The 26,925-nt window shown below is 47.2% G+C and carries 27 protein-coding genes and 1 pseudogene; 8 read left to right on the top strand and 20 right to left on the bottom strand.

Annotated elements, in window-relative coordinates; genetic code table 11:
- Positions 1 to 202 precede the first annotated feature (202 nt).
- The gene (locus Selli1_RS09375) at positions 203 to 544 is read left to right on the top strand and encodes a YesL family protein (protein WP_281872881.1); all 342 of its coding nucleotides are present in this window, start codon (positions 203 to 205) and stop codon (positions 542 to 544) included.
- A 66-nt stretch (positions 545 to 610) separates the two neighbouring features.
- Here the strand turns inward: Selli1_RS09375 and Selli1_RS09370 are convergent, their stop codons facing one another.
- Positions 611 to 1,255, bottom strand: coding sequence for a site-2 protease family protein (locus Selli1_RS09370; RefSeq protein WP_243128577.1), 645 nt, complete (start codon positions 1,253 to 1,255; stop codon positions 611 to 613).
- Positions 1,256 to 1,523: 268 nt separating this feature from the next.
- Between Selli1_RS09370 and Selli1_RS09365 the strand changes: the two genes are divergently transcribed.
- The gene (locus Selli1_RS09365) at positions 1,524 to 2,051 is read left to right on the top strand and encodes a methylated-DNA--[protein]-cysteine S-methyltransferase (RefSeq protein WP_204863628.1); all 528 of its coding nucleotides are present in this window, start codon (positions 1,524 to 1,526) and stop codon (positions 2,049 to 2,051) included.
- Positions 2,052 to 2,159: 108 nt separating this feature from the next.
- Here Selli1_RS09365 and Selli1_RS09360 read toward each other — a convergent pair whose 3' ends face one another.
- The 9 genes from Selli1_RS09360 to Selli1_RS09320 all read right to left on the bottom strand — a co-directional run bounded on the left by Selli1_RS09360 (position 2,160) and on the right by Selli1_RS09320 (position 9,742).
- Positions 2,160 to 2,822, bottom strand: coding sequence for a transcriptional regulator (locus tag Selli1_RS09360; protein ID WP_281872878.1), 663 nt, complete (start codon positions 2,820 to 2,822; stop codon positions 2,160 to 2,162).
- 60 nt (positions 2,823 to 2,882) lie between these two features.
- Positions 2,883 to 4,505, bottom strand: coding sequence for a recombinase family protein (locus Selli1_RS09355; RefSeq protein WP_008791695.1), 1,623 nt, complete (start codon positions 4,503 to 4,505; stop codon positions 2,883 to 2,885).
- Positions 4,506 to 4,612: 107 nt separating this feature from the next.
- Positions 4,613 to 4,798, bottom strand: a complete 186-nt coding sequence (locus Selli1_RS09350) for a hypothetical protein (protein WP_004849804.1) — start codon at positions 4,796 to 4,798, stop codon at positions 4,613 to 4,615.
- 277 nt (positions 4,799 to 5,075) lie between these two features.
- Positions 5,076 to 6,416 (bottom strand): virulence-associated E family protein, encoded by a 1,341-nt coding sequence (locus Selli1_RS09345; RefSeq protein ID WP_118536010.1) that lies wholly within the window; start codon positions 6,414 to 6,416, stop codon positions 5,076 to 5,078.
- Positions 6,301 to 7,041 carry a CHC2 zinc finger domain-containing protein gene (locus tag Selli1_RS09340; RefSeq protein ID WP_014079457.1) on the bottom strand — a complete coding sequence of 247 codons (741 nt, stop codon included), beginning with the start codon at positions 7,039 to 7,041 and terminating at the stop codon, positions 6,301 to 6,303. The genes Selli1_RS09345 and Selli1_RS09340 overlap by 116 nt, the downstream gene beginning before the upstream one ends.
- A 47-nt stretch (positions 7,042 to 7,088) precedes the next feature.
- Positions 7,089 to 8,561, bottom strand: coding sequence for a MobQ family relaxase (mobQ, locus tag Selli1_RS09335; protein ID WP_173700045.1), 1,473 nt, complete (start codon positions 8,559 to 8,561; stop codon positions 7,089 to 7,091).
- A gap of 2 nt (positions 8,562 to 8,563) precedes the next feature.
- Complete coding sequence (locus Selli1_RS09330; protein WP_009244701.1) at positions 8,564 to 8,881, bottom strand: DUF3847 domain-containing protein; 318 nt, start codon at positions 8,879 to 8,881, stop codon at positions 8,564 to 8,566.
- Positions 8,882 to 9,167: 286 nt separating this feature from the next.
- Entirely contained in the window at positions 9,168 to 9,371 is a 204-nt protein-coding gene (locus Selli1_RS09325; RefSeq protein ID WP_009244702.1) for a hypothetical protein, read from the bottom strand.
- 146 nt (positions 9,372 to 9,517) lie between these two features.
- A complete protein-coding gene (locus tag Selli1_RS09320; RefSeq protein ID WP_005362423.1) occupies positions 9,518 to 9,742 on the bottom strand; it encodes a helix-turn-helix domain-containing protein in 225 nt (74 codons plus the stop codon).
- A 302-nt stretch (positions 9,743 to 10,044) separates the two neighbouring features.
- Between Selli1_RS09320 and Selli1_RS09315 the strand changes: the two genes are divergently transcribed.
- On the top strand, positions 10,045 to 11,085 hold the full coding sequence (locus Selli1_RS09315; RefSeq protein ID WP_009244703.1) for a DUF6076 domain-containing protein: 1,041 nt from the start codon (positions 10,045 to 10,047) through the stop codon (positions 11,083 to 11,085).
- A 224-nt stretch (positions 11,086 to 11,309) separates the two neighbouring features.
- Here Selli1_RS09315 and Selli1_RS09310 read toward each other — a convergent pair whose 3' ends face one another.
- From Selli1_RS09310 to Selli1_RS09285, 6 genes and pseudogenes are all read right to left on the bottom strand, one after another.
- Positions 11,310 to 13,688, bottom strand: a complete 2,379-nt coding sequence (locus Selli1_RS09310; protein WP_281872842.1) for an ABC transporter permease — start codon at positions 13,686 to 13,688, stop codon at positions 11,310 to 11,312.
- A gap of 14 nt (positions 13,689 to 13,702) precedes the next feature.
- The gene (locus tag Selli1_RS09305) at positions 13,703 to 14,368 is read right to left on the bottom strand and encodes an ABC transporter ATP-binding protein (protein ID WP_156072237.1); all 666 of its coding nucleotides are present in this window, start codon (positions 14,366 to 14,368) and stop codon (positions 13,703 to 13,705) included.
- A gap of 176 nt (positions 14,369 to 14,544) precedes the next feature.
- Positions 14,545 to 15,576 carry a sensor histidine kinase gene (locus tag Selli1_RS09300; RefSeq protein WP_249398030.1) on the bottom strand — a complete coding sequence of 344 codons (1,032 nt, stop codon included), beginning with the start codon at positions 15,574 to 15,576 and terminating at the stop codon, positions 14,545 to 14,547.
- Complete coding sequence (locus tag Selli1_RS09295) at positions 15,573 to 16,265, bottom strand: response regulator transcription factor (protein WP_015533258.1); 693 nt, start codon at positions 16,263 to 16,265, stop codon at positions 15,573 to 15,575. The genes Selli1_RS09300 and Selli1_RS09295 overlap by 4 nt, the downstream gene beginning before the upstream one ends.
- Positions 16,266 to 16,497: 232 nt before the next feature.
- Positions 16,498 to 16,605, bottom strand: a pseudogene (locus Selli1_RS09290) (helix-turn-helix transcriptional regulator); the annotation flags it as partial.
- Positions 16,606 to 16,692: 87 nt separating this feature from the next.
- Positions 16,693 to 17,643: an AraC family transcriptional regulator gene (locus Selli1_RS09285; RefSeq protein WP_281872837.1), complete on the bottom strand. Its 951-nt coding sequence runs from the start codon at positions 17,641 to 17,643 to the stop codon at positions 16,693 to 16,695.
- A 177-nt stretch (positions 17,644 to 17,820) separates the two neighbouring features.
- On the opposite strand from Selli1_RS09285, the gene Selli1_RS09280 reads away from it, so the two are divergent.
- On the top strand, positions 17,821 to 19,026 hold the full coding sequence (locus tag Selli1_RS09280) for an MFS transporter (RefSeq protein ID WP_204863626.1): 1,206 nt from the start codon (positions 17,821 to 17,823) through the stop codon (positions 19,024 to 19,026).
- Positions 19,027 to 19,082: 56 nt separating this feature from the next.
- On the opposite strand, the gene Selli1_RS09275 is transcribed toward Selli1_RS09280, so the two are convergent.
- From Selli1_RS09275 to Selli1_RS09265, 3 genes are read right to left on the bottom strand one after another with little or no spacing between them, the layout of a single operon-like run.
- The gene (locus Selli1_RS09275; RefSeq protein WP_281872834.1) at positions 19,083 to 20,078 is read right to left on the bottom strand and encodes an ABC transporter ATP-binding protein; all 996 of its coding nucleotides are present in this window, start codon (positions 20,076 to 20,078) and stop codon (positions 19,083 to 19,085) included.
- A 16-nt stretch (positions 20,079 to 20,094) separates the two neighbouring features.
- Positions 20,095 to 20,886 (bottom strand): ABC transporter permease, encoded by a 792-nt coding sequence (locus tag Selli1_RS09270; RefSeq protein ID WP_281872832.1) that lies wholly within the window; start codon positions 20,884 to 20,886, stop codon positions 20,095 to 20,097.
- A 4-nt stretch (positions 20,887 to 20,890) separates the two neighbouring features.
- The gene (locus tag Selli1_RS09265) at positions 20,891 to 21,682 is read right to left on the bottom strand and encodes an ABC transporter permease (protein WP_281844176.1); all 792 of its coding nucleotides are present in this window, start codon (positions 21,680 to 21,682) and stop codon (positions 20,891 to 20,893) included.
- A 180-nt stretch (positions 21,683 to 21,862) separates the two neighbouring features.
- Here Selli1_RS09265 and Selli1_RS09260 point away from each other — a divergent pair, with 180 nt between their 5' ends.
- From Selli1_RS09260 to Selli1_RS09245, 4 genes are all read left to right on the top strand, one after another.
- Complete coding sequence (locus Selli1_RS09260) at positions 21,863 to 22,759, top strand: AraC family transcriptional regulator (RefSeq protein ID WP_191427758.1); 897 nt, start codon at positions 21,863 to 21,865, stop codon at positions 22,757 to 22,759.
- A 149-nt stretch (positions 22,760 to 22,908) separates the two neighbouring features.
- A complete protein-coding gene (locus Selli1_RS09255; RefSeq protein ID WP_330677546.1) occupies positions 22,909 to 23,394 on the top strand; it encodes a glycosyltransferase family 4 protein in 486 nt (161 codons plus the stop codon).
- Positions 23,395 to 23,577: 183 nt separating this feature from the next.
- Positions 23,578 to 24,501 carry an Rpn family recombination-promoting nuclease/putative transposase gene (locus Selli1_RS09250; RefSeq protein WP_281872831.1) on the top strand — a complete coding sequence of 308 codons (924 nt, stop codon included), beginning with the start codon at positions 23,578 to 23,580 and terminating at the stop codon, positions 24,499 to 24,501.
- A 149-nt stretch (positions 24,502 to 24,650) separates the two neighbouring features.
- A complete protein-coding gene (locus tag Selli1_RS09245; protein WP_281872830.1) occupies positions 24,651 to 25,586 on the top strand; it encodes an Rpn family recombination-promoting nuclease/putative transposase in 936 nt (311 codons plus the stop codon).
- An 84-nt stretch (positions 25,587 to 25,670) separates the two neighbouring features.
- Here Selli1_RS09245 and Selli1_RS09240 read toward each other — a convergent pair whose 3' ends face one another.
- The gene (locus tag Selli1_RS09240) at positions 25,671 to 26,801 is read right to left on the bottom strand and encodes an aldo/keto reductase (protein WP_281844173.1); all 1,131 of its coding nucleotides are present in this window, start codon (positions 26,799 to 26,801) and stop codon (positions 25,671 to 25,673) included.
- Positions 26,802 to 26,925: the final 124 nt, after the last annotated feature.

Raw genomic sequence — 26,925 nt, 5'->3', positions numbered from 1 at the left:
AAGAGCATTCTGTTAAAAAGAAACATAAAATGATCAGATAAAGTCCGAACTGAATTGTCTGAAAATAAAAGAAATAAACTGATATCAAAAAAAGAAGAAAAAGTGCCAACGATTACTTGACACATACGTGTGGCTCCTCAGCGTTGCTGTATTTCTGTTTTTCCGTTATGATTATATAATTGCAGCCTCAGTTGGTGGCACCATGTTCCGGGTGATTCAGCTGCTGCTTTTGATGATTATCCTTGTATTTGCAGCAGCGTTTTTGTATGTATTCCCGATTATCTCGCATTACATCTGTACGACAAAGCAGGCTGTCCGAAATGCGTTTTTGATGAGTATCGGCCATCTTCCATATACTCTCATCATGTTCGCTTACTTTGCACTGATCGGATTTTTACTTACTGCTTCTACGACCACTTTTGGCCTTGTTATCGCCATCAGCATGATCTGCGGTTTTTCCGTGACTGCCTACATGTGCTGCATTTTATTCAACCGCATCTTTAAAAAATACGATCCGGAAGAGGAAAAAGAGGCAGCAGAATAAACTTGTCCATTGTAAAAAGCCAGAGCAGGATTTCCCTCTCTGGCTTTCGCTTTCTTCTTCACATTTTTAAAGAATCGTACCTCCGCCCGATGACTGTATCTGCACGCCAAATCCCAGGATTCTCTGCACAATCTCCCACATTCCTCCCAGAATCGTACTGTTCGCATTCATAAGCGGACGGCTTAAGACACCGCTCACAAGGAGGATCAATAGAATCAGGGAACGGTACGGCCGGATTCTCTGATAAAAGTACCCGACTCTCGGCACCAGCTGTTCCAGTACATTGGATCCGTCAAGCGGCGGAAACGGAATCAGGTTGAAGACTCCAAGTCCGGTATTCATCACCGCAGAATAATAGCAGAGAAGATATAACACCTGCATCAGTTCCGAATTTGCGTCTCCGAAACGAATAATCAGGCCGCTTAACAGAACCGACAAAAACGCCAGAATAAAATTCATCACCGGTCCGGCAAGGGATACTAAAATAATCCCCTGTCGCCTGTTTTTGTAATATCTTGTGTTAATCCTTACAGGCTTTGCCCAGCCCATATGGAAGAAGATCAGACACAGTGTTCCGACCGGATCCAGATGCCTGAGCGGATTCAGGCTCATACGCCCGTCGGCTCTCGGTGTCGGATCTCCCAGGCGTTCCGACATCCAGCCATGTGCAAACTCATGGGCAGTAATCGCAATCAGCAGTACCGGTGCCATATATAAAATATATCTTATTTGCTGCAGGTAATAATTGAGATACATTGATCACATTCCTTTCCATTCTTACATATATTCTTTGATTCTAGCATATATGACACAATTATCAACCGGCACAATGTAAAATTTTTCTAAATTGTGCTAAAATAATTACTGTTCACACAGTGCCGGGATGCTGGAAAAAGCAGCGTCATGTTTGCATGTAAGATGCAGCTTCCGGCGGCTCGGGGTGAGCAGTAACTCATAACGGAATAAAAGGAGAAAGCTTATGCAGTACACCAGCCATTACCAGTCTCCGCTCGGCAGGATTCTTCTTGCAGCAGACAATACCGGCCTGACCGGTCTATGGTTTGAAGGGCAGAAATATTTTGCTCTTTCTCTGAATGCCAAGTGTTTAGACCGTGAAACTCCGCTTTTATCTAATGCAAAGCGCTGGCTCGATCTTTATTTCACAGGAAAAAATCCGGATTTCCCTGTCTCTCTGCACCTTATGGGAACAGAATTCCAAAAAGAGGTCTGGAAAATTCTCTGCACAATCCCTTACGGGAAAACGACTACTTATGGAGACATCGCACGTCAGATTGCCCGAAAAAGAGGTCTGGATCATATGTCCGCCCAGGCTGTTGGCGGTGCCGTGGGACACAATCCGGTTTCTATCATTGTACCATGCCACCGTGTCCTCGGAACGAACGGCAGCCTGACCGGTTATGCCGGAGGCATTGATAAAAAAATCAGTCTGCTCACGCTGGAGGGTGCCGAACTTCCGGCCAGCCGGCATCGTGCGAAGGAGAAATAACCGATGGCAGTCAGAAAAGCCGTCGCAAGCCGGAGACGGCTTCTTCCGAATCCAATTAAACAGCGCGTGCCGCACAGGGAGAATCTCACTCCCCGGCGGCACGCATTTTTACCACATCGTAAACAGTTTTTGTATCATCGGCCATGTCTTTGGAAATTCCTGCAGAATCATGCTACGTACCGCTTCCGGATCCATATCTGTAAAGTTCGCGTCCTTCAGCAGAATTTCTTTCATTCCACTGACTGTATTACCTATGGCAATATGCCCATGGGCATAATTACCAAGAGCGATCTTATTCGCGACAGCACAGTTTCCGATGGCGTACATCCCCACCGCAAGATTGCCGAACGCAACGATTCCCACACTGAGATTGCCTCCCGCAATGATTCCTGCGGCAAATGCTCCAAGAGCCAGAATGCCAAGACTCGCCGCTCCTATGGAAATCATTCCCATCGCCGCTGCTCCGATCGCGACCAGGCCTCTTGCGAATACTCCGATGCTGACAACTCCTGTAGCCCGCACCCCGACTGCCAGAATTCCTTTTGCCGGAGCCATCTTCATCCGAAAGCGCCCTCCGCTCTCTCTCATTCCCTGAAAACAGATATGATAGATAGGAAGTCCAAACAGTGTGTGTCTGCTCTTCTTTTCGAAATGCCACGGCCTGACCTCTCTGTAATACACCACTTTCTCCGTCTGTTCTTCTTGCTTGTCCTTCAGAAGATAATCTGTAGTCACCTGAAACAGACTGCTCATCATAACGATCTTATCCACGTCCGGCTTGGATACTCCCGTCTCCCTTAATTAAAGATATTGTTGGGTAAAAAAGAAAGGTCAGTCGATTTTGCCGATGAAGCGGTAGTAGATTTCTACTTCCTGCTCACGGCTTCCGTCCTCGCCCTTGACAGCTTCGTGGACGGTTATTTTTTCAATTAGAGTGTTCAGAAGTTCGGCGGTCAGCTCCACAGGGTTGACATACTGTTTCATCAGGGCAATCCACTTTTCAGCATCCGCTGCGGTCTGTACGGCGGCTTCCATCGTTTCGTGAAGCTGTCTTATTTTTGTTTCAAGCTCCTTTTGCTCGTTCTGGTACTTCTCGGACAGCATATTGAAGTTATACTCGGTTATGCGTCCGGCAGACCAGTCCTCATACATTTTAGCAAACAGCCCGTCAACCTCGGCTTTACGCTTCTCTGCCTTTTTCAGCTCCGCAGCCTGCTTTTTCTTCGCAGAGTTTCTTTCCCTGTCGCTGGCATTGAGCAGGCGTTTCAGCAGCTTGTCCTCGTCTTTCTGTGCCAGCATAGACCAGTATTGCAGTCTTGCAAGCACATAGGCATACAGTACATCATAGCGGATATAGTGCATGGAACACTGGCGTAATCCCTGCCCGTTCTTGCTGCAATGGTAGTACCCGTATGGGTTCTTATTCTGCTTGTTTTCCCCATAGGCTAAAGACCATCCGCAGTCTGCACATTTTATCAATCCTGCGAAAATCTGTGTCGTACCGTTTCTGCGTTTCCTGCGTCTGCTTGCAATCAGCTCCTGAACTTTTTGGAACACTTCTTCAGAAATGATGGCTTCGTGGGTATTTTCCACACGATACCATTCTTCCTGCGGCTTCCGCACCTTTTTCTTGTTCTTGAATGAAATGTTGCTCTGCTTGTTGTGAATGCTGTGACCGATGTAGGTTTCCTCTTTCAAAATGCTCTTGACCTGTGCTATCGTCCACGCATAGGCTTTTTCTGCGGGCGCACCGGCGTAGATATTGGCGAAAGTCCCGTATCTTTCATAGTTCAGCCAGCCGGGGGTAGGTACTTTTTCCTCCACCAGAATCCGTGTAATGCTGGCGGCTCCACGCCCGTGTACAGCAAGGTCAAAAATCTTCTCTACAATCCAGCGTGTTTCCGGGTCGATCAGAAGATGACCTTTTTTGTCCGGGTCTTTTACATAGCCCAGCGGTGCATAGGCTCCATAGTGTGCGCCATTGGCAAATCTTGTGTGCATGGCAGCCTTGACCTTTTTGCTGGTCTGTCGGGCGTGCATTTCATTCAGGATGTTTAAGAACGGTGCAAGCTCGCTTTCTCCGTTGATGGTGTCCACATTGTCATTGATGGCAATGTAGCGTACTCCCTTGCTGGGGAAATAGATTTCCGTGTACTGACCGGTCAGGATATAGTTTCTTCCCAGACGGGATAAGTCCTTTGTGACAACGCAGTTGATTTTCCCGTCTTCGATGTCATCAATCATCCTTTGGAAACTTGGACGCTCGAAATTTGTCCCACTCCATCCGTCGTCAATGTACTCGTCTACAACGGTCAGCCCATGCTCTGCGGCATACTGTCTAAGCATCATGCGCTGGGTCTGGATACTGCCGCTTTCCCCCTGTAATTCATCGTCACGGCTCAATCTCAAATATAGTGCAGTGTTATAAATCGTTGTATTGTATGGTTGTTTCACGGTTAAAAATCCTCCTTCTAAAAGAAACAACCCACGCTTATACAATACTCGCTGGTACAAGTATATCATAAGCGTGGGCTGATTGACAGTCGTTATTCCGTATTTTTTCAGGAAGCGGCGGCAGCGTGCTGGATCACATCTTCCAGCAGGCTGTCAAGCGGCTTCCCATCCTGTGCGAAATGCTCCGATACCTTGATACGGACTTTCCCCATGACAAAATACTGGGTGCCGTCTTTTTCGGTAAGCAGGGTGCCGCTGTTTTTGTTATTGCTCTCGTTTTTGCTTTTTGCCATAGGCAGTTACCTCCATAAATGAAATATGCCCGACAAGGGAATGTCAGACAGGTGTACAGCCGCAGACTGTCTCCGTGTCAACCAAACCGTGTCAACCGGCAGAAAAGACTTTGAAAACAATCCATAGGCGCTCTATTATTACTTTTTACTTTTTACTTTTTCTTTGATTTCTTGGTTGACATGGTTGACAAAGGAGAGAAATGCCCCAAATATCAGGCTTTTCCCCGTCAACCGGCTGTCAACCAAAGCGTCAACCAAACTGTCAACCGGTGGCTTTTCAGAATGGAAGTTCCATTTGCCGGGCTTCTTCTTCCGTGATTTCCTGAAAACCGTCCCCCTCCGGCGGAGCTTGGTTGACACGCTCCCAGCCTTTTTGAGAACCGTATTTCTTATACCGCTTCGGGCTTTTGTAGGCTGCCCAGCCCTGTATGATGCCGCCCGCAATGCCGGTATTCATAATCTCGCAGATTGCCCGTGTCTCCCAGTCTGCCGGGGAATTTAAGTTCCCCAGCGCTTCCTCATAAAGCTGCTTGGAACATACCCTGTCGCCGGTGTAGTCCTCCAAATAGGCGTAGATCATGCCGGCCTGTGTGTCTTCCTGCATAAAGTCCTGCTGGTGGGCGTTCAGGTATCGGTTCATTTCCATGCTGAATGACAGCTTATACTTCCCACTGCGATAAACCGTCATGGCTTCCGCCCACATCTGTTCGATATACGCCCTCGCCGCCGCTTCATCGTCCAGTATGTGAACCTCCGCCCGTTCCGGGTACACCGTCACGGGGAGAAAGCGCCGGTTGCCGGTGCGATCACGGGGCAAAAAGTCCTGCCGGTTGGTCGTCCCTCCAAATACACATTGCCGCAGCCGGTCTGCCGGATGTGTCTCATACGGCACTTTGTAGGTTTCTTTCTGGCGGCTTAAGAATGACTTGATTTCCTCAATACTCTTGGCGTTGGCTGTGGCAATCATCTCCGACATCTCGATAATCCAATGCCCTTGCAGCTTGCGGTACACATTTTCATCGTCCAGCTTTTTCAAATCGTCTGAAAACCATTCGTCCCTGCCTGCCAGCAGCCGGAAAAAGGTAGATTTCCCGGCTCCCTGACCACCAACCAGACAGAGCATGACCTCAAACTTGCTCCCCGGTCTGAATACCCGCCGGATGGCTCCCATCAGGAACAGTTTCAAGGCTTCATAGGTGTATTCGTCCGTATCGGCTCCCAGAAAGTGATGCAGGGCGTAACGGATGCGCTCTGTGCCGTCCCATTGCAGGCTGTTCAGGTAATCCCTGACTGGATGGTAGCGGTTTTCATTGGCAACAATCTTGATGGCGCTCTGCACCTTTTTCTCGCTGGTAAGCCCGTAATTTTCTTCCAGATACAAAAGCAGGTAGTTCATGTCCATGTCGGTCAGCGTGGTACTGGTGCGCTCCCAGCCCAGCGGCTTCACAATGTCAATCTGCTCCGTCAAAAGGTTCAGGCGCAGCGCCCCGCGAAACAGAGGGTCACGCTGGAACACCGTCAGGCAGTTTCGGATGCTGTTCTTCACGCCGCCTTTCTGCGTCCCCTCTAATGTTTCCCGGATTTCTGCCGGTGTCTGCGCCGGTTCCATTGTGTCCATCGTCCTTTTGACCGCTTCCTGCGTTTCCGGCGGCAAGCTCTGAAATTCGCTGTTCAAGCCGCAACACCTCCTTTCCCTGTGCGGCGATCAATGCCGCTTTTTCTTCTATTTCTCCGTATAACAAAATATCCAAAAGGTATTCTGTGTAGCTTATCCTCTGCAACGCTTCCACAAAAAGAGGATGCCAGATGGCATCCTGCGGCTGTGGGGCGTGTGCTGTTTTCCAATGCTCCAGCAGGCGCAGATAATCGCATAGCACCCGGAAACAATACCGTTCCGTTTCCTGAAATCTCTGCTCCGCTGATTTTTGTCGGGGCTGTGACCTGTTGTGACGCTTCCTATCTGGCGGCGCATTGCCGGATTTCTCATAGGAAACGCCGAAGTCCTCCGCAAGCCTGACCGCAGCTTCCCGTTTCCCCAATCCATGCAGCAAAGCGGCAAAGTCGATCACATCCCCGGAAGCCCCGCAGCCGAAGCAGTAAAAGCGGCTGTCCACTTTCATGCTGGGCGTGCGGTCATTGTGGAATGGACAGCAGACCATGCCGTTTCTCCCCACCCGGATTCCATAGAATGAAGCAGCCTGCCGGGTGGTAACAGACTGTTTCACCGCTTCAAATACATTCAAATGCTCCCTCCATAAAAATACTGGTAGCGGTAAAGCTGCCGGTTATATCATAGCTCCATCTCATGTTTCTTTCTCTGTACTGCCTGTGGCTGCTCCCTCCGGCGCAGTGCGGTATCTACGGCGTTCTGCACCTGCCGTAGCCGTATGACTTCCTCCCGGAGTGGCTTGTGCTGCGGAGACAGTTCGGCATACTCTGTTTTTAACTGTGCGTATTCCTGTTTCCATGCTTTCAGGGCAATGGGTTTTCCGTCCAGTTTTTCTTTCAAAATACGGCGGGCGGCATAAAACAGCCGTAACTCCGCATCGTGGGATGTTTCAAATTTCTCCCTCTGTTTCTTAAACTTGATATTGTTCAATTCCGTATGAACAGGTTTTAGCCGCTGGTAATTCTCGCCCTCCCGTATCAATTCCTGCAATTCCTTTATCCGGGCAGATTTCTTTTTCATGGAGCCGCTTAACGCTTCAAATTCTTCGTTGACAGAGGAAAGACGCTCCTGCAAATCCTCTAATGTGAGCAGCTTATTTTCCGTCAGATAATTAACGGCTTCGGCAAACTGCTTTAAGTTTCCAGTTCTGGCTTTATTGCTCCATGCCCCTGCGTTGCGCTGGTTGTAATAAGCGATCAGCAGGTCGGCAAGGTTCGGTGTCTGCGGTTTGGAAAGTTCTTCTTTTACCTCTGCCATCCAGACAAACAGGGCTTTGATCTTCTTCCTCACATCCTGCATGAGCCGGTTGGTAGCTTTAATCCAGCGGTTCAGTTCCCCTTTCTCGGTGCGAATGCCCTTTACTTCCATCTGCCGGACATTAGCTCCCTCGTGGACAGTAGGTATCAGGTCAAGTCCCTGCCGCACATAGGAACGGTGGTCGATACGCACATCCAGCCCTTTTTCCTCAAATTTTGTATTAACGGCAGCCGCCCACTGCTCCCGCCAGTGTTCCAGCGTTTCCGGTTCATGCCAGTCTGTTGTATGGACAGCGTTAAACATATAATCGCCGTTTTTATCCCGGATTCGGTTTCCATCTTCATCAAGAAGATATTCCCGCCGCTGTTTTTGTCCCCATGTGCCATCCGGGTTCAAAGGGCGCATGGTTGTCATCACATGGAAATGCGGGTTAGGGATGCCGCCGTCCTCTTTCTCCGGGCTGTGAAAAGCAAGATCGGCAATCATGCCTTTTGCCACAAACTGCTCCTGCACAAACTTCCTCGCCAGTTCCATGTTTTCTTCCAGCGTCAATTCATTCTGCATGGCAATATCAAAGGAATAGGCAAGCTGTGCTTTTGGATGTTTCTCGCAGCTCTCCACAGCATTCCAGAGAGTCGCCCGGTCAAGATATATTTCCGGCGCATGGGGCGGCAGCATGATTTCCGAAGCGATCACGCCGCCCTTTTTGGTGTAATCGCTGACTTCTCCATAGTAGCTGCTGTAAAGACGCTCCCCGGCTCGGTAGGCTGCGCTGGCAATGGCGCTCTGACCGGCGCTGCGCTTGATCTGTGCGATTGAAAAATGATAAAGTGCTATCCTTAGTCACCGCCTCTCTCCTGCCCGGAAATACGAGCGTGGTTTTCTACGGCAGACCGGATGAAATGCTCCGCCTGCGGCAGATTCAAAATGCTTTCCATGAGGGAATAAAATTCCGTTTCGGTCAGCTCCTTTGTCTGTGGCGCAATGCTCTCAATGGCTGCCCCACGGGTAATCAGCCGGTGCGTCCTCTGTTTCCGGGAACCGCTTTCCAGATACGCCTGCCGGTTTTTCAAACGCTGCATTTTCCGTTTTTCCCGTTCCAGCAGGACAGTGGTTTTTTTATATTCCTGCTTTAACTGTTCCAAAGATTTTTCCATGTTCTCACATCCTTTGCTGATAAGATAAAGAAAGACCATCCGCAGACAGTCCGTGTGTCAGTGCTTCTATAAAACCCGATGGAAAGGGAAAACCGCAGAGCGGATTTCTCTTTTCGGCGGGTACACAGGGGATAGCCGCTTTAGCGGCGCAAGGGGGTGTAGCCACCTTGTCGGAGCGAAGCGAACGCAGACCTCGGATTGCTGATTTTATCAGCGGCAGAGGTAAGCTCCGCAGGACGCACGATACATGGTCTTTAGACTATGTATAGAAGTGCGCCCTTAGTTCCTAAGGGATTTTGCCGTTTCCGGCAGTCCTGTCCTTTTTCTTGGAACGCTTGGAAAGATACTTCGGGCAGTCAACCACAACCGCCCGGAAGCTCTGTTTACATTTGTGCTGGCATTTCCGGCATAGTTCGTTGTAAGTGATACGGCTGCGGTCATTTAAGAAGAAAGACCATTCCAGCCGCCGCTTGTTGCTCATTCTTGCCATAACCGGCTCCTTTCTCCGTTTCTATCTGATGTACGCAGATAGGGGGTTTTTGTGTAGCGTTTCGGTATCATTTTCAAGGATTTTTCCCTCTGTATGCCCCTTTGGAAAGGGCGGCAGTATTGCAGTCAGGGGATAATACTTCACGCTTATTTGTCGCTTCCCGGTACGGTTTCGGAGCCTTTTGCCATCCATTCAAAGAAAGCGATCTTGCTGACCTTGATAAGCCTGCCCCTGCGGAACGCCGGAAAGCCGGGGGTGTGTACCAGCTCATAGGCGCTCGCTCTTGAAATTCCCATAATCCGCTGGATGTCCGCCACATCCAGAACCAGTGGTAAATCCTCGTAGCTGTTCAATCTCTTTTTATCGTTCATTCTGTTCCTCCCATAAATCAAATAGGTTAAAATGCTTCCTGCTGCCGTTCTCCCCAAAAACCGTTTTCCTGCCCCATTCCTGCGGTGTTTCCCTGCATTGGTGCGCCGGATGCGTCACTTCTCCTGCCGGTCATATCCCTTTTGGACGGTCATTCACTTGTCAAGGTACTGTGTGGCACGAAATTACCAACTGCAATCATCATAGCGGACTATCCTTGACAAAACAATGCTTCCGCGATACCATAAGTGTAACGGATATAACCAAATTATATAATTACCATAAACAAAGGCAGGGGATAGGGATGGAGAATCAGTTTATACGGCATGAGCCATGTTTTGAGAGGATTTTGTTTGTCCTGACATTGGACAGGAAGAAAATGAAAGAGCGGATTTTGATTGGGGAAGAACAGCAGATCCGCTTCCGTCTGGACGGGAGCCAAAACGCAGAGGTGCTTTGTGATATGACACGCCCGCTGGGAACTTTTTTGATAAACTTTGAGTGTGACACGGACAGAGATTGGAACTTATACGGGCTTTCTCCGCTGCGGCAAGCCCTCCATTCCAACCGATGGAAACAGCCGGAGCTGGAGCAGGCGGCAAGCGAATTTCTCTGGGGGAAATATCTTAGCAACGACCCTCTGAAAATGTATGTGGCGTTCCGTATCTGGAACAGCTATCTGCTTGCCAGAGAACCCCGCGACCGTAAAGCTGCCTGTGACCGCTTCATGGATAAAATGAGCAGCCTGACCGGGGTATTCTATAACGAAACCATGAGCTTTGACAGAGAGACAGGAAAACCGAAACATTTTCAAGCTGGCAGCCTTTATTTCAAAGGCGCGCCGTCAGAAGATACCCGGCTTGACCTCTGGTTCCCGGACAACCGGCGCACAGAAGAATGTGTGTCTGCCTATGCGTCCCTCTACCCGTTGATTACCTATTATCTGAACAGGCTGAATGACTGGGGGCTTTGCTTCCGGCAGTGCAAGGTCTGTGGAAAATATTTTCTGGCAAAGAGCCAGCGGTATGAGCTGTGCAGCGATAAGTGCCGAAAAGCACAGGCGCTTCAAAACAAGCGGGAATTTGACGAGAGGGCAAGAGAAAATAACTATGACCTGCTTTATAAAAATGAATGCCAGAACTGGCGCAACAAAATAAACCGGGTAAAAAATACCGCAGGCTTTCCGGCTGACCGTCTGGAAAAAATACAGGCTGCCTTTTCTGACTTTAAGAAAGAAGCCTTACAGAGAAAAAAGACTGTAAAAACAGGAACAGCCAGCCCGAAAGAATTTACGGACTGGCTGTATCAGCAGAGTAATGTAATTGTGGAACTGACCGAGATATGAAAAGCTTTCTATCGTCAATTTCGCATTATTGCAATAACAGATTGCTTCTTCCATGAATGGTAATATTATCATCAAACTTTTGGAAGAACTATAAATGTCCGAGGTGCCTTTGATTTCGACAAAAAAACAGGCTGAATTGTTACAAAGCTCGGACATTTCAAAAATTTTTTGAGAAATGGCGAAAAAAGCGGGGCAGCACACGCCGCCCCGCCGATCCCATACGGTTATTCCATCGCCCGCATTTGTTCGATCAGGGATTGCTTTTTCTGTCTGCGGATTGTCCATACAGACAAGATCAGTTCCATTCCGAACAATACCAGAATGAACAGTCCCATTTCCAAAACCGGGAATTTGTAAGGCACTACATTTCCGGCAAAAGCTCCTATACTCATTTTTCTGCAAGCAAAGATGGAAGCCGGAAGCCCAACGATCAGCGTCGCCAATGTTGCAAAGAGCGCATAGCACAGCCCCTCACAGATGTTCATTTCACATAGCTGTTTTTGTGTTAGGCCGATAGAACGCAGAATACTGTTTTCCTGCTTTCGGGCTATCTGGTTAGAGAGTGTCGTATTGATAAGGTTGATAACGCCAAAGAGAAATACCAACCATGAAAGTATCTCCATACTGCCAAACGCAAAAGAATTTGTCATTTCTTCATATCCAATCACTGTATTGATTTCATCTAAGGCAATATTACTATGGCTGGCAACAATATTTTTCAATTCAGCTCCCACATAGTCCGTTTTTTTAGGGTCATTTACAATGCTCCATGAATAGTCAAAAGAGGTGATTTCCGGGTGCAATTCGTGGAACAATGCTTCTGGTGCAAAAAGAGTTGCCCCATCTAAGTGCATCCTGCCATGTCCTGAATATACCTTTGCAGGAGCATATAACCCCGATATGGTAACAGAAACGGATGGCTGTTCTTCTCCCAAAGAAATCTCAACCGTTGAACCAACACCCATATCCTCATTCTGCTTTAGCACATTATAGTCAATTACAATACTACGGGAATCTGTTGGCATGGTTCCCTCTGTCAGAGCCGCTTCAACTGCCGCATAATTCTGGTCGGTCAGCATATCGCACATACCACCAGCTTGATGAATCTCTGTTTTATAAGTTGCATGGAGAGATTGCCTGCTTGGAATTATATCTGTAACGCCATCAATAGATAAGATTTCCTGCTCTAATTCCTCACTCAATGGATTTCCCGCTGCCATAACCTTTTCTTCTGTCATTTCAGAATCCAAATAAATTTTATAGTCGCCGTCTGGGAAAAACTGTCTTGCAAGTGCCTCTGGTGAGCGCAGCAAAACAATGGAGGATACCACAAGCAGGATAATTCCGCCCAAACTCAATGAAGCTACAATAGCAACGGTCTTTTTTCGGTCACGCTTAAAATTCGCAATTCCCATTGAAATAGGATTGAGCTTGATATTCTTTTTGCGGCTGCGGATGTCCTTTTGCGCCGGGGTAAAACGGACGGCTTCAATGGGGGAAATCCCTGCCGCAATTTTCACCGGCTTACGGATGGAAACAGATACAATGATCCAACTGCTTATAAGTGTCAAAATAACCGTTGCCACATAGGAAACAGCGTTAAATCCCTTGGAAAACAGGAGAAAACCAGTGCATACGCCCAGCACTGTACCAATCAAAATTCCGATACTGCCGAGTTTGCGTCCCTCTCGCTTTACAATCCGCTTGATTTGCTTTGGCGTTGCACCAATCGTCCGAAGCTGCCCGTAGCTCTTGATTTTGTCATTGATGGAGATACGGAAGATACTCTGGATCACAATATAGCCGCCGATCAGAACAATGGCAATCACGCCAGCCATCAGTGCAAAATCAAAGGATTTAGAAGCATAGGCAAAATACTTGCTGTTCATTTTGGGCATAGGAAGCTGATATTCCTCTGCAATCTCCCTGCAATAAGAGGTCATCAGTTCTTCGCCCAACTGGTCGCTGCTTTTGAAATGGGCATAGGCACGATACCCAGCCGGGTCAAACCCATCCCATTCTGTCAGGGCAGCGTTGGAAAGAATGATAGCGCAGGTATTCGCTTCTTTTTCATTTACGCTGTCCATAATGCCGGTAACGACATAATCACCATGAAAACTCTCGGTATCTAAGGTCACAGTGTCCCCAATCTTAGCATTGTTTCCATAGGTGGAAAGAAAGTATTCGCTTACGACAACTTCATTTGCTTTTTCAGGAACCCGACCCTCTAACAACTCCATCTGCGCCTTGGCAATCTCCATCATTTGCGCGTCACAATACACATAGGACGCATGATAGCCCTGTTCTGAAAGTTCCTCACCCAGCATATAGTAGCCGCCTACGCGCTCAAACTCTGGAACTCCTTTTAGGGTTTCAATGTCGTTTTCCTCTACGCCCATCCAGACCGCCTCATAAGTATCGACAACCTGATTGCGCTGCATTTGTGTCAGGGAGGTAGATACAATTCCCGTAAAGCAGATCAGAAATGCCGCCAGCGCAACGGCGATCACCACCATCAGATTCCGGCGCTTCTCACTTTTCAAACTTTTATTTGCCAGCTTCTTTGTAATGGCGCTGGTATCATTTTCAAAAGGCCATGTCATAGCCTGCCACCTCCTTACTCCACGATCTTACCGTCCTCAATGCGGACAATCCGATCTGCAAGGCGGGCTATGTCGTCATTGTGGGTAATCATCACAACCGTTTGCCGGAACTCTGCACTGGTGCGCTTGATAAGCCCCAGCACCTCGGCGCTGGTCTTGCTGTCAAGGTTGCCGGTCGGCTCGTCGGCCAGCACAATAGCCGGTTTGGTAATCAAGGCGCGGGCGATAGCCACACGCTGCTGCTGTCCGCCGGAAAGATTGTTCGGCATATTTTTCAGTTTATCTTCCAGCCCCAGCAGATGAACGATCTCGTCCAAAAACTTCTGATCCACCGTGTCCCCGTCCAGCTCCACCGGCAGGACGATGTTCTCATACACATTCAGGATGGGAACAAGGTTATAGTTCTGGAAGATAAAACCGATGTTGCGGCGGCGGAAGATGGTAAGCTGTTCGTCGTTCATTTTCGACAGTTCTTTGTCCCGGACAATCACATTGCCGGAAGTAGGGGTGTCCAGCCCGCCCATCATGTGAAGCAGGGTGGATTTGCCGCTGCCGGAGGTTCCCACAACGGCCACAAACTCGCCGTCATTTACAGAGAAGTTCACGCCGTCAAGGGCGCGGGTGATGTTCGGCTCTGTGCCGTAATACTTTTTCAGATCAATCGTCTGTAAAACGCTCATACTCAAAACTCCTTTCAAGGCTTTCTGCCTGTTGATAAGGGTATTGTAAAACCCAAATGTCCGCGAAATGTTACAGCGGCCAAAAAATTTCATTGAAAATCAGGGTGAAATGTTACAACGCTCGGACATTTCAAAAAAATTTACGGCGGCAGCCGGAAATGGCCGTCCGCCGCGTTCTATTTTGTAGGCAGCATAATGGAAAATTCCGAACCCTTGCCCGGCTCCGAAACCACTTTGATATAACCGCCCTGTCGCGTTACGATCTCGCGAGCCAGATATAGGCCAATGCCCACGCCCTGCTGTTCGTGTACTTCTTCCTCACGATAGAAGCGCCGGAAGATGGCGGCCTGATTGCTTTCAGAAATGCCCTTGCCGGTGTCGGTCACTTTGATCTCCACATACATTTCCCACAGCACCACCAACACAGCGATTTTCCCGCCTGCCGGGGTGTACTTCACCGCATTGTCCAGCAGGTTAAAGAGGGCTTCGGATGTCCACTTGCTGTCATGGGAAACGGTCAAATCCTCCGGGCAGTCCACGGACACGGCAATTTCCTTTTTCTCCGCTGCATACACGATCCCACTCATGGCCTGCGCCACAGTATCAAAGAGGCGGCCCGGTTTCTTGTTCAACTGGATCACGCCCGTTTCCAGCCGGGAGGTTTTCACAAGGGCCTGAAAGAGAAAGTCCAGCTTATCCGTCTGGCTGCGGATTCCCCGGATAAAGTCGGTGCGCTCCGCCTCGGTCATGGGCTTTTCCAGCAGGGTGTCCGTCGCCATTTTCAGATTGCTTACCGGCGTTTTCACTTGATGGGAAATATCCGATACAAGGGTCTGTAACTCCTGCCGTTCCTCGTCCACCCGGCGGCGGTTCTCCTGCATGATCTGGTAAAGCCTTGCCAGCCGGTGCCCGATTCTGGCAAGCTGGGTTTCGCTGTCCTCTGGCCGCTGGGGCGCTTCATTCCCGGCGATCATGTGGTCTAAGGTCTGGCACAGGTCAGCGGTAAACTGCGACAGCCGCTTTCCAAACGCCTGCGTCAGTACAAAAATCCCCACAAGGGCGCACAGCAGCAGCGTCCCGCCTGTCAGCAGCACCGCAATCTGTTTTGTCACAAGAAACAGGGCTATGGTGATCCCGGACATGGAGAGGACAAGCTCCATTGCCACCCGGCCAAACAGCCGCTTTACCGAGAGGTTTTGAAACTTCATTTTACCTCGCCTCCCGTCCATTGATACCCCATGCCGTAAACGGTCTTGATGTAGGGTGCGCCGCCGTCGGCTTCAATCTTGCTGCGAATACGGCTGATGGAGGTTGTCAGGGTGTGTTCGTCCACAAACCGCTCGTCTATATCCCACAGCTTTTCCAAAAGCTGCCCACGGGTCAGCACTTGCCGGGGATTTTTACGAAACAGGTTCAGCATTTTGTACTCCATCGGGGATAGAGTCAGGGGCTTGCCGTTTAAGGAAGCCGTCTGCTCCGAGAAGTCCAGAAACAACCGCCCGTCGTCGTAAATGTCCTTGGCCGGTTTGTGGTGTTCCAGCATGGCGAACATGGCTTTGATTTTTCGCTGCAAGGCCCCGATCACAAAGGGCTTTGTGATGTAGTCCACCGCGCCCACCTCATAGCCCCGTATCTGGTCGCTCTCCTGATCGTTGGCGGTCAGGAATATTACGATGGTGTCCGGGTGCTGGGGCTTTATCAGCTTGCACAGTTCAAAACCGTTCCCGTCCGGCAGGTTGATGTCCAGCAGCACTAAATCAAATTCCCGCTGGCGGATGGCTTCGGCTGCGGTTCTGGCATTTAGGGCAGAAGTCACGCCGTAGCCGTCTGCGGTCAGGTTATAGTCTAACATCTTATTCAAAAAACTGTCGTCCTCGACAATTAAAATCTGCTCCATATTCTCACTTCCTTTGCTTTTTGCAGATAGTATAACAGGCAAATGTCCGAGAATTGTTACAAGGACAAATATATTTATCATTTTACAGCTTTTTTATGTGTACTGCAATTTTATAAAAGAAAGGACAGCAGTATCATCAAATTGCTGTCCTTGCGGTTTATTATAGCTGGTAGTGTATAAGCGTGGGTTCATCATATTTGGTGTGGTATCTTTAACTATGGGAAACTCCAAGCTCCCATTTTGATACTGCCTGGCGGCTGACCCCCATCTTCTCCGCAAATACTTCCTGCGAAAGCCCCTCCTTCTTCCGGAGCATCTGAATTTTTTCTGATAATTCCATACCTGTATATCCTGCCTTTCTGATTTTGTCTGCCTACAGGTTAACCGAAACCCGGCATTTTTTCCAGCAACCGAAGACGGAACATTGTCAACCTGAGGTTGCAGTACAGGATTTCACATGGTTATCCTGCCTTGAAATTTTTTTCAAACTGTCTTTTCTATATTCAGTGGGGGTTACCTTGTAGTGCTGCTTAAACTTTCTGCAAAAATAATCCTCGTGATTAAATCCTGTCTCTTTCGAGATTGTTTTAATATTTTTCTCCGTGGACGTAAGCAGCCTTGCCGCTTCTTTCAGTCTGCAGCTGTTCAGGTAGTCCACCGGTGTTGTATGCAGATACCGGCGAAAAAGATTGAGCGCGGTGCTTTTACTAACCAGTGCCTGATCGGCAATACCTCTCAGGGAAATACCTGACGCCAGATTCTGGTGAATATACTGCATCATCAACTGTACCCTTGCCTGAGAAGAAACAGATGTATCCATTCTCCTTCCCGCAAGATCCGTCTCCAGATTTTCATACATCAGATACCAGATCTTCTGAAGCAGCGACGACGTCAGCAGTTCTTTTCCGGAATCCGACTCCTGAATCCGGACAGTTTCCCTCATAAGTGTCAGCACTTCGGACTGCCAGGATATGTTTTCCTCAAAAGTCTGACAATCCAGAGCAGAAGAGAGGACAGGCAGCACATACCTGTCAAAGATCAAACTGTCCTGCGGCGCTATAAATACCGGATGGCATACAAAATTCGGCACTACCGCTTCTCCTTCCGAATAAAAGCGGTGTAACACTCTGGAATTGACAAACAGTCCGTCTCCTTCCAGCAAAGAGAACTGCTTTTCCCCGATCTCGCACCTCACTGTGCCTTTTTCAACCAGAACAAATTCCACTTCGACATGCCAGTGCCACTCGATACAATTAAAGTCAAACTCAGCCAGATTTTCATAGTAATAATGGAACGGATAACTGCTGTTTCCATGCCGGACTGTCTCCATCAGACTGTCATCGGTCATGATTTTGTTACTTTGTCTGCCGTACTTCATAGCTTCTCACTCCTTAAAGGCGCTGTCGTTTACGATATTATACAACAAATATGTGATATATTTCAATGACAGGCGTAATGTGGTACGATATAATTCAGTTGGCTTTCGTTTTAGGAAACAACAGTCCCGGAGCGGAAACCCTTAGACAAATCATAATAATCACAGGGGGAAGAAATCATGAAAAATCCATATAAAAAAACTCTCACCGCGTGTTACCTTGGATTTGTAACACAGGCAATCTGTGCAAACTTTGCTCCTCTGCTGTTTCTGACTTTCCACAACACCTACAACATACCTCTTGGAAAGATTGCATTCATTTCCACAGCATTTTTCTTTACACAGCTGCTTGTGGATCTGTTCTGCGCCAGATTCGTAGACGGCATCGGTTACCGGAAGAGCGTGGTGGCTTCTGAGATTCTTTCGGCTTCCGGCCTTATCGGGCTGACTGTTCTGCCGGAGCTTCTTGGTGATCCGTACATCGGAATTCTTCTCAGTGCCATCATCTATGCAATCGGAAGTGGATTGATCGAAGTACTTGTCAGTCCGATTGTGGAAGCCTGTCCTTTCGACAGGAAAGACAGCGTGATGAGCCTGCTTCATTCCTTTTACTGCTGGGGAGCAGTCGGCGTTATTCTGTTCTCAACCGCATTTTTTGCCATTTTTGGCATAGAAAACTGGCGGATTCTTGCATGTATCTGGGCTCTGATCCCATTATACAATGTGTACAACTTTTCTACTTGTCCAATCCGGCATCCTGCAGAAGAAGGGGAAGCCAGAGGAATCCGGAAGCTTTTCAGGATTCCGGTCTTCTGGGTTTCCATTGTCCTGATGGTTTGTGCTGGAGCAAGTGAAATCTCCATGGCTCAGTGGGCATCCGCCTATGTGGAATCAGCTCTTGGAATTTCCAAAAGCATCGGAGACATTGCCGGCCCTTCTCTGTTTGCCGTTACTATGGGACTCAGCCGTCTCCTCTACGGAAAATACGGCGAAAAAATAGATCTGCTCAAATTCATGATCGGTTCCGGCGCACTTTGTCTTGTCTGCTATCTGATGTCGGCACTGGGGCAGCATCCCGCTTTGGGGCTTGCCGGCTGCATTCTGTGCGGCTTCTCTGTCGGAATCATGTGGCCGGGTACAATCAGTATATCGTCCTCCCGTATTCCTCTTGGCGGAACAGCAATGTTCGCACTGCTTGCAATGGCTGGTGATCTTGGAGGATCTATCGGCCCCGGCATCGTCGGATTCGTAACGGAAAGTTCCGGCGACAGCCTGAAAGCAGGCCTTTTGGCCGCCTGTATATTCCCGGTGGTCCTGATTCTTTCTACCTGCCTGCTGAAAATGGCAGGTTCCCAAAAACAGATGTCCTGTGCTGCAGAACAATAACTGTCAAAGGGCGTACCGTGTGCGAAAGCATAAGCTTCGTACAATACGCCCTTTTCTTATTTTCTGTTATCCTGTTTTACGATATCCCGGATGATGGATTCGATATCCTGTCCGTTGATGGACACATCAAGGATTCTTGTTTTCTCCGCTATCAGGTTGATAATACGGATGCTGTCATTTTCTTCACTGTCAAATTCCAGCACAAGTTCGGATTCCTGTGAGTGCAGAATTTCCACTCCCGGAATCTCGAATACGGTTTTCTGATTCCATGGATTGTTTTCCAGTTCCAGACGGACCTGTTTTCTCCGGTCAAAATTTTTCCGGACATTTTCAATTTTATCATCTACAACCAGTTTCCCATGGTTGATGAGGATAATTCTGCGGCACAGCGACTCAATGTCCTGAAAATCATGAGATGTCACGATAAAAGTCGTCTTCCGCTCCTCATTCATCCGCCGGATAAATTTCCGGATTTTATATTTGGACTCACTGTCAAGTCCGATGGTCGGCTCATCCAGATAAACGATCTCCGGATCGTGAAGAAATGCCGCCGCAATATTACATTTCATCTTCTGGCCAAGGGACAGCTGCCGCTCCGGTGTACCAAGAAGTTCTTCCATTTCCATCAGTTCCGTGAACTCCTCCAGATTCTGACGAAATCGGTTTTCCGGAATCTCATAGAGCTGCTGCAACACTCGGTAAGATTCGATGACCGGCACGTCCCACCAGAGCACGGAACGGTTTCCAAATACAACGCCGACATGTTTATTAACCTTCATCCGATTTTTTGACGGCTCCAGTCCATTGACAAGCACCTTTCCGGCTGTCGGCGTCAGCACTCCGGAAAGCATTTTAATCGTTGTAGACTTCCCGCTCCCGTTTGGTCCGACATAACCCACTGCCTCACCTTTCCGGATCTGAAAATTGATATCATCTACCGCCCGGAACACATCGTACTGCGGATGAAACATGGATGCCAGAGCCTTCCCCACGGAGCCCGGATCTTTTTTCCTTTTATATTCTTTTACTAAATGATTCACTTCGATCTGCATAGAAACCTCTTCCCCCTTACGTTCCTGTACTGTTATATCCCTTCAGGCCCAGCCGCCAGATCACGGACGCAATTCCGGCTACCAGTGCCGCCACACACGGCAGAAGAATCATAACCGGCATATCGGTTCTTCCAAGAAGACCAAGAACCGGATAGTAAGCCACAAATCCAAGCGGCAGAATGTAGGTGAAAAATCCCTGTATCGCCGCAGGGAATACCTGAAGCGGATATTTGACAAATTCCCGGCAGGTCTGCACGAGAACCGCAATGTCATCGCCCTGAACAATCCAGAAATTCAGACAGTTAAAAATCGTGTAAATTCCGGAGTTGATGACCGTCCCGAAAATCACATATTCGACAAGCAGCACAATCTCCCGGACTCCCATAGAAAGGCCGATTCCATGAATAGACCACGCCAGAATTCCTACATAGACTACCATACTTAACACTGCCTGAAAATGCATGACTTGTCCAAGCATCTGCACAAACGGTGACGCCGGACGGATCAGGAATACATCCATCTCACCTCTTCGTATCATCTTATCGATAGACCAGACATTGTCAAAAAATGCCTGTCCGATTGCTTCAATTACCGCACACATGGAGAACAACAGGCAGATCTCGTAAAATCCCCATGTGCCAAGGCCTCCCGTCACACTGGCTACTGCCAGAATTCCGATGAACCCGCAGGCCTCCCGGACAATCATGGAAATCAGCCAGATCAATGTGTCCGCCGGGTACTGGGTCATGCAGAGAAGCCCGATTCTCATATAGCAAAGCCAGAGCTTTGCATAGTATTTCCATCTCATACCATCAACCTCCCTGTACCACAACTTTTTTGATTGCGAACCGGTAAAACGCCATCACTCCGATTCCAAGCAGTGCCACCCAGATAATCTGAAGACCGATAAAGGAAAAGGCCTCTGCGGCTGTGTATTTTCCAAGATAAATGTGAACCGGCACCGAGACCATCCCGGCAAAAGGCATATAGTCCAACACCTTTGCCACACCTTCCGGGAAAAGAAAGAGCGGTACAATCCCGCCGGAAAGAATCGACATCAGCGCCGTCTTCGTATAACCAATCCCGTATGAATTCAGTGTAAAGAACGAAATCAGCCCCACCATCACTTCAATCCAGAACATCAGACCGATGGAAATAAAGACACTGATAAGAAACAATGCAAAGTTTGCTGCGCCATCCGGACCGGTTCCGCCTAAAATAAAGGTTGCGAGTATACTGACTGGAATTCCTTTGAAAAGGATAAAGAAAAGGAATTCTCCCACTCTTTTTCCAAAGAGCGTAAATACAAGCGGTACCGGTCTCAGAAGCTCAACCACAATATTGCCTTTCTGGACCCACTCGGAAAACTCCCGGTTGATTCCGCCGGAAAACTGCGAGGACAGAAGTCTGGAAATAATCACGTAAGTCGTGATCTCCACCGCCGTAAATCCATTCAGCTCATCCCTGGACTGAAATACATATTTCCAGAGAAAATAGTAAATCAGAATCGAGACCGCCGTTCCGAAAATATTGAACCAGAAGGCTTTGATATATGCAAATTTTGTTTGAAATGTCATTCTGATTAGATAATATAACTTTTTCATAACTTTTTTCTCACTCCATTTCCATTGGTATGATTCTATCATTAATGCCTTTTTGCATCCATAGCTGTTTTGTCTATAAACATTGCCATTTCTCAGATTTTTCTTCTTTTTTGCAATTTTTCTTTCTTTTAGCATTGCGAAATTGTATAATCAAGTCACTATATAGAAAAGGGGGATATCATGTTACAGAATTCGGATTTATTTTTAAATGCTGTAGAAAAAGATTCTCTGGATCTTGCTTTTCAATCCAGCGGCATCGATCAGTGTGTCTGCGGAAATATTTTCGGTCCGCGCATCCGGCGTTATTATCTGATCCATTTTGTTTTAGACGGTTTCGGTGTTCTGCAGATCGAAGAAAAAAAATATCCGGTCAAGCCAGGGCAGGCATTTCTGATTCCCGCAGGCGTAAATGCCGCCTACCAGGCAGATTTCCGCCACCCATGGAAATACTGCTGGATCGGTTATCAGGGAACTCAGGCCGGCTATTATACGAGCCTTCTTTTTGGAGATGGATTCGTTACCGACATACAGGATGTCACTCTTTACGAAAAAATGATCATGAAGTTCCTCGCTTTCACCGACCGGCGTATTCCTGATGGAGCCAGATTTACACCCGAAGACTTTCCTCTCACCTTTTTTTCGGAAGCAAAAAACGCATCCGGACATCTCAAACTGAATGGTCTACTGAAGGAAATGTTTTCGAGCCTTGTTGCGGAACATCACAAAGATCAGGAGGACATTTCCTCAGCTCCGTATCCGAAGCAGATCAAAGCCTATATTGACCGGCATTATAATGAACATATGCAAATTCAGGACATTGCTGACTATTTGCATCTGAATCCTCATTATGTAACCGCGGTCTTTAAGCAGAAATACTTCAAAACACCGAAACAATATCTGACAGAACTGCGGATTGAGAAAGCAAAAATCTATCTTGTAGATACAGATTATTCCCTGCAGGTCATTGCAAATGCGGTAGGACTAGAAAATCCATTTTCCTTCTCCCGACTTTTCAAGTCGGTAACGGGATATTCGCCGTCTGAATATAAGAAACGGTTTCCAAACTGGTTTTCTTAATTTAGTAATTCTATATATCAGGAGAAAAAGATTATGAAAATTTTATTGATTGACAGTCTGGATCACTATTCCGGCGTCACAACACACATGTCAATCCCAATGCCAAAGATCTTGTTTTTACCGGAAGATTCTCAGAAGAAAAGAATATCATGATACTTCTGGATGCCATGAAACAGCTGAAGCAGGAACCGATCCATTTACATTTATATGGAAATGGTCCAATGGAATCGGAAATTAAAAAGGTAATTGCGCAGAATGATTTACAGGAAACCTGTATTGTACACGGATTCTGCTCAAATATCAGCCAGATTCTGAATCAATATCAGATCCTTATCCTGCCTTTTAAAACAGAAAGCTGCTCCTACACATTACTTGAAGGGATGGCAAACCATGTGTTCCTTATCGCCTCTGACTGTCCCGGCAACCGGGAAATGATTGTCGATCAAATCACCGGAGCCCTCTTTCACTGTGATGATTCAGCTCAACTGGCTCAGTCTGTCCGCTACTGGTTCAGTCATACTCCGGAACGAAACGCTGTAGCAGAAAACGCTTATAACCGGGCCAGACAATATTATAGTACAAAACAAATGGGCGACAGGTTCATCGAGCTATATCAATGTGTACTTAATAAATAAGTGCTCGTTTCCAGGCAGTCCTCTCTATAAATAAGACAGTTTTAATAGTATGACTGTTGATTTCTATCTCCTCTATTGCTATACTAGGGGCATATTCTTTCCCGCCTTTTCCTACAAGGCGGGAGCCATTTCTCATTATCTATTGATTCCATTCTATTTTCAAATCAAAGGAGGCTTCTGCCTATGAAGAAAAAACAAAGAAAAATCACATCTAAAACAAAAAAACGGAACCGGTCCCTGGGAAAACCTGTCAACCGAAAGTACAAAGACACTCTTTTCCGTATGATTTTCCGGGACAGACACAATCTTTTATCCCTCTATAACGCATTAAACCACTCTTCCTATACCAACGAAGAAGATCTTGAAATCACCACTCTGGAAGACGTCATCTATGTAGGAATGAAAAATGACGTATCTTTTCTCTTTTCCAGTACCCTCAATCTGTACGAACATCAAAGCACCTTAAATCCCAATATGCCGATCCGCGGCCTGTTTTATATAGCACGCATTTACCAGAACTATATCAAGAAACACGGGCTGAATCTTTACAGCACCCGACGGATTCCTTTACCCGTACCGGTATATGTGGTATTCTATAATGGACAAAGCGAAGAATCGGAATACCGGGAATTAAACCTTTCAGATTCCTTTATGAAATCTGCATTTGCGGGACAGGCCGCACTGGAATGCCGGGCACTGATGCTCAACATCAATCTTGGGCACAATCAGGAACTTCTGGAAAGCTGTAAAGTTCTATGGGAATACTCCTACTTTATAAATGAAGTAAGAGAGAACCAGAAACAGGGGCTTGCCATAGAAACAGCAGTCCGGGAAGCGCAGAAAAGCTGTATTGAAAAGGATATCCTGAAGGAATTCCTGGAGCAAAACAGTGCGGAGGTGAGCGATGTGATCCTGGAAGAATTTGATCAGGAAAAATATGAGGAAGATCTTCGGCGGGAAAGCTGGGAGGATGGCAAAATCGCCGGTATGGCATTTGAAAAGAAAGAACTGCTGGTCAATTTGTACCGTAAACATTTGCTGACTTTGGAACAGGCCGCAGAGGAGTATGGTACAACAGCAGAAGAGTTCCAAAAATTTTTATTGTGATGCCGAAACAATTTGGCATATGTTGATTTATATCACTTCTATTACTATACTGTGAACATGTTCTTTCCCGCCTTTTCCTACAAGGCGGGAGCCATTTCTCATTATCTATTGATTCCATTCTATTTTCAAATCAAAGGAGGCTTCTGCCTATGAAGAAAAAACAAAGAAAAATCACATCTAAAACAAAAAAACGGAACCGGTCCCTGGGAAAACCTGTCAACCGAAAGTACAAAGACACTCTTTTCCGTATGATTTTCCGGGACAGACACAATCTTTTATCCCTCTATAACGCATTAAACCACTCTTCCTATACGAACGAAGAAGATCTTGAAATCACCACTCTGGAAGACGTCATCTATGTAGGAATGAAAAATGATGTATCTTTTCTCTTTTCCAGTACCCTCAATCTGTACGAACATCAAAGCACCCTGAATCCAAATATGCCGATCCGCGGCCTGTTTTATATGGCACGCATTTACCAGAACTATATCAAGAAACACGGGCTGAATCTTTACAGCACCCGACGGATTCCTTTACCCGTACCGGTATATGTGGTATTCTATAATGGACAAAGCGAAGAATCGGAATACCGGGAATTAAACCTTTCAGATTCCTTTATGAAATCTGCGTTTACGGAACAGGCGGCACTGGAATGCCGGGCACTGATGCTCAACATCAATCTTGGGCATAATCAGGAACTTCTCGAAAGCTGTAAAGTTCTATGGGAATACTCCTACTTTATAAATGAAGTAAGAGAGAACCAGAAACAGGGGCTTGCCATAGAAACAGCAGTCCGGGAAGCGCAGAAAAGCTGTATTGAAAAGGATATCCTGAAGGAATTCCTGGAGCAAAACAGTGCGGAGGTGAGCGATGTGATCCTGGAAGAATTTGATCAGGAAAAATATGAGGAAGATCTTCGGCGGGAAAGCTGGGAGGATGGCAAAATCGCCGGCATGGAAGAGGGTAAAGCCTTGGGAAAGAAAGAACTGCTGGTCAATCTGTACCGTAAACATTTGCTGACTTTGGAACAGGCCGCAGAGGAGTATGGGACAACAGCAGAGGAGTTCCGAAAATTTTTATTGTAATGTAGAGACGATTTGGCATATTTCAAAAACCGGAAGAAACTCACAAGATGAGCGTGCATTTCTCCCGGTTTTTCATTCTCTTCTTTATGCTTTCAGTCTTGCCGAAAAGTCTGCCATTGCCTCGGAAATTTTGATCTGCTGCGGGCAGACTGCTTCGCAGCTTCTGCATCCGATGCAGGCGCCCGGCTGTTTGTCTTCCGGAACGGCACTCAGTGCCATCGGCGCAATGAAGCCGCCTCCTGTAAAGCTGTGTTCATTGTACAGGCTTAACAGGTTCGGGATATCAAGACCTTGTGGACAGTGGCTGACACAATAATGGCATGCGGTACAAGGAAGTGTACCGTCCAGCATTCTGTTTGCCACAGACAATAGCTTATCCATCTCTTCGTTGGAAAGCGGTTTTTCCGTCTCAAAGGTACGGATATTATCCTGAAGCTGTTCCATGTTGGACATACCGGACAGGGTCATCGTCACTTCCGGAATAGACTGAAGGAAACGGAAAGCCCATGCCGGGATTCCTTCATCCGGCCGCATGGATTTTAATATTTCTTCTTCACTGTCTTTCAGTTTGGCAAGTTTTCCTCCTCTGAGCGGCTCCATAACCCAGACCGGAAGCTTGTATTCTTTCAGCAGTTCTACTTTCGCCTTGGCGTCCTGGAAAGACCAGTCCAGATAGTTGAGCTGGATCTGGCAGAACTCCATTCCCTCTCCATATGCTTCCAGAAATCTCTTCATGACATCATAGCTTCCATGTGCAGAGAATCCCAAATGACGGATCCGTCCGTTTTCTTTCTGTTTCATCAGATATTCGTAGATTCCATGAGAACGATCCAGATAGGCATCGATATTCATCTCGCACACATTGTGGAATAAATAAAAATCAAAGTACTCTACCTGACATTTTTCCAGCTGTTTCTCAAAAATCTCTTCTACCTTATCCATATTGGAGAGATCGTAACCCGGGAACTTTGTAGCGAGATAAAAACTGTCCCTTGGATATTTGCTTAACATCTTTCCTGTAACCAGTTCGGAGTTTCCATTATGATATCCCCATGCAGTATCATAGTAGTTGACACCATGCTCCATCGCATAAGCCACCATTTCCTCTGTTGCCTTCTCATCGATTCTGGCATCGTCTCCATCAATCACTGGAAGACGCATTGTACCAAGTCCAAGGGCAGACAGTTTCAAATCTTGAAAATCTTTGTAAATCATTTTGTTACCTTCTTTCTTCCTACTATAAACAATCCATCAGCTGCCAGGTCCGTGGTTAGGTGGACTCTATAATTCTATTATAAAATCTTTAAAATAAAACCGCAAATTGATTTCAGTTATAGAA

The sequence above is a fragment of the Sellimonas catena genome (assembly GCF_027924685.1).
Taxonomy (GTDB): Bacteria; Bacillota; Clostridia; order Lachnospirales; family Lachnospiraceae; genus Sellimonas; species Sellimonas catena.
Note: the sequence above shows the minus strand (reverse complement) of the source record. Positions and strands in the feature narration are given on the sequence as shown.

Coding starts and splice junctions, on each gene's coding strand:
- Selli1_RS09255 (WP_330677546.1), top strand. CDS start 22,909: ATGATACTTCTGGATGCCATGAAACAGCTGAAGCAGGAACCGATCCAT.
- Selli1_RS09350 (WP_004849804.1), bottom strand. CDS start 4,798: ATGGCAAAAAGCAAAAACGAGAGCAATAACAAAAACAGCGGCACCCTG.
- Selli1_RS09295 (WP_015533258.1), bottom strand. CDS start 16,265: ATGGAGCAGATTTTAATTGTCGAGGACGACAGTTTTTTGAATAAGATG.
- Selli1_RS09270 (WP_281872832.1), bottom strand. CDS start 20,886: ATGAGATGGAAATACTATGCAAAGCTCTGGCTTTGCTATATGAGAATC.
- Selli1_RS09370 (WP_243128577.1), bottom strand. CDS start 1,255: ATGGCACCGGTACTGCTGATTGCGATTACTGCCCATGAGTTTGCACAT.
- Selli1_RS09310 (WP_281872842.1), bottom strand. CDS start 13,688: ATGACATGGCCTTTTGAAAATGATACCAGCGCCATTACAAAGAAGCTG.
- Selli1_RS09275 (WP_281872834.1), bottom strand. CDS start 20,078: ATGCAGATCGAAGTGAATCATTTAGTAAAAGAATATAAAAGGAAAAAA.
- Selli1_RS09265 (WP_281844176.1), bottom strand. CDS start 21,682: ATGAAAAAGTTATATTATCTAATCAGAATGACATTTCAAACAAAATTT.
- Selli1_RS09315 (WP_009244703.1), top strand. CDS start 10,045: ATGGAGAATCAGTTTATACGGCATGAGCCATGTTTTGAGAGGATTTTG.
- Selli1_RS09330 (WP_009244701.1), bottom strand. CDS start 8,881: ATGGAAAAATCTTTGGAACAGTTAAAGCAGGAATATAAAAAAACCACT.
- Selli1_RS09345 (WP_118536010.1), bottom strand. CDS start 6,416: ATGGACACAATGGAACCGGCGCAGACACCGGCAGAAATCCGGGAAACA.
- Selli1_RS09305 (WP_156072237.1), bottom strand. CDS start 14,368: ATGAGCGTTTTACAGACGATTGATCTGAAAAAGTATTACGGCACAGAG.
- Selli1_RS09320 (WP_005362423.1), bottom strand. CDS start 9,742: ATGAACGATAAAAAGAGATTGAACAGCTACGAGGATTTACCACTGGTT.
- Selli1_RS09375 (WP_281872881.1), top strand. CDS start 203: ATGTTCCGGGTGATTCAGCTGCTGCTTTTGATGATTATCCTTGTATTT.
- Selli1_RS09250 (WP_281872831.1), top strand. CDS start 23,578: ATGAAGAAAAAACAAAGAAAAATCACATCTAAAACAAAAAAACGGAAC.
- Selli1_RS09285 (WP_281872837.1), bottom strand. CDS start 17,643: ATGAAGTACGGCAGACAAAGTAACAAAATCATGACCGATGACAGTCTG.
- Selli1_RS09365 (WP_204863628.1), top strand. CDS start 1,524: ATGCAGTACACCAGCCATTACCAGTCTCCGCTCGGCAGGATTCTTCTT.
- Selli1_RS09260 (WP_191427758.1), top strand. CDS start 21,863: ATGTTACAGAATTCGGATTTATTTTTAAATGCTGTAGAAAAAGATTCT.
- Selli1_RS09325 (WP_009244702.1), bottom strand. CDS start 9,371: ATGGCAAGAATGAGCAACAAGCGGCGGCTGGAATGGTCTTTCTTCTTA.
- Selli1_RS09280 (WP_204863626.1), top strand. CDS start 17,821: ATGAAAAATCCATATAAAAAAACTCTCACCGCGTGTTACCTTGGATTT.
- Selli1_RS09300 (WP_249398030.1), bottom strand. CDS start 15,576: ATGAAGTTTCAAAACCTCTCGGTAAAGCGGCTGTTTGGCCGGGTGGCA.
- Selli1_RS09240 (WP_281844173.1), bottom strand. CDS start 26,801: ATGATTTACAAAGATTTTCAAGATTTGAAACTGTCTGCCCTTGGACTT.
- Selli1_RS09245 (WP_281872830.1), top strand. CDS start 24,651: ATGAAGAAAAAACAAAGAAAAATCACATCTAAAACAAAAAAACGGAAC.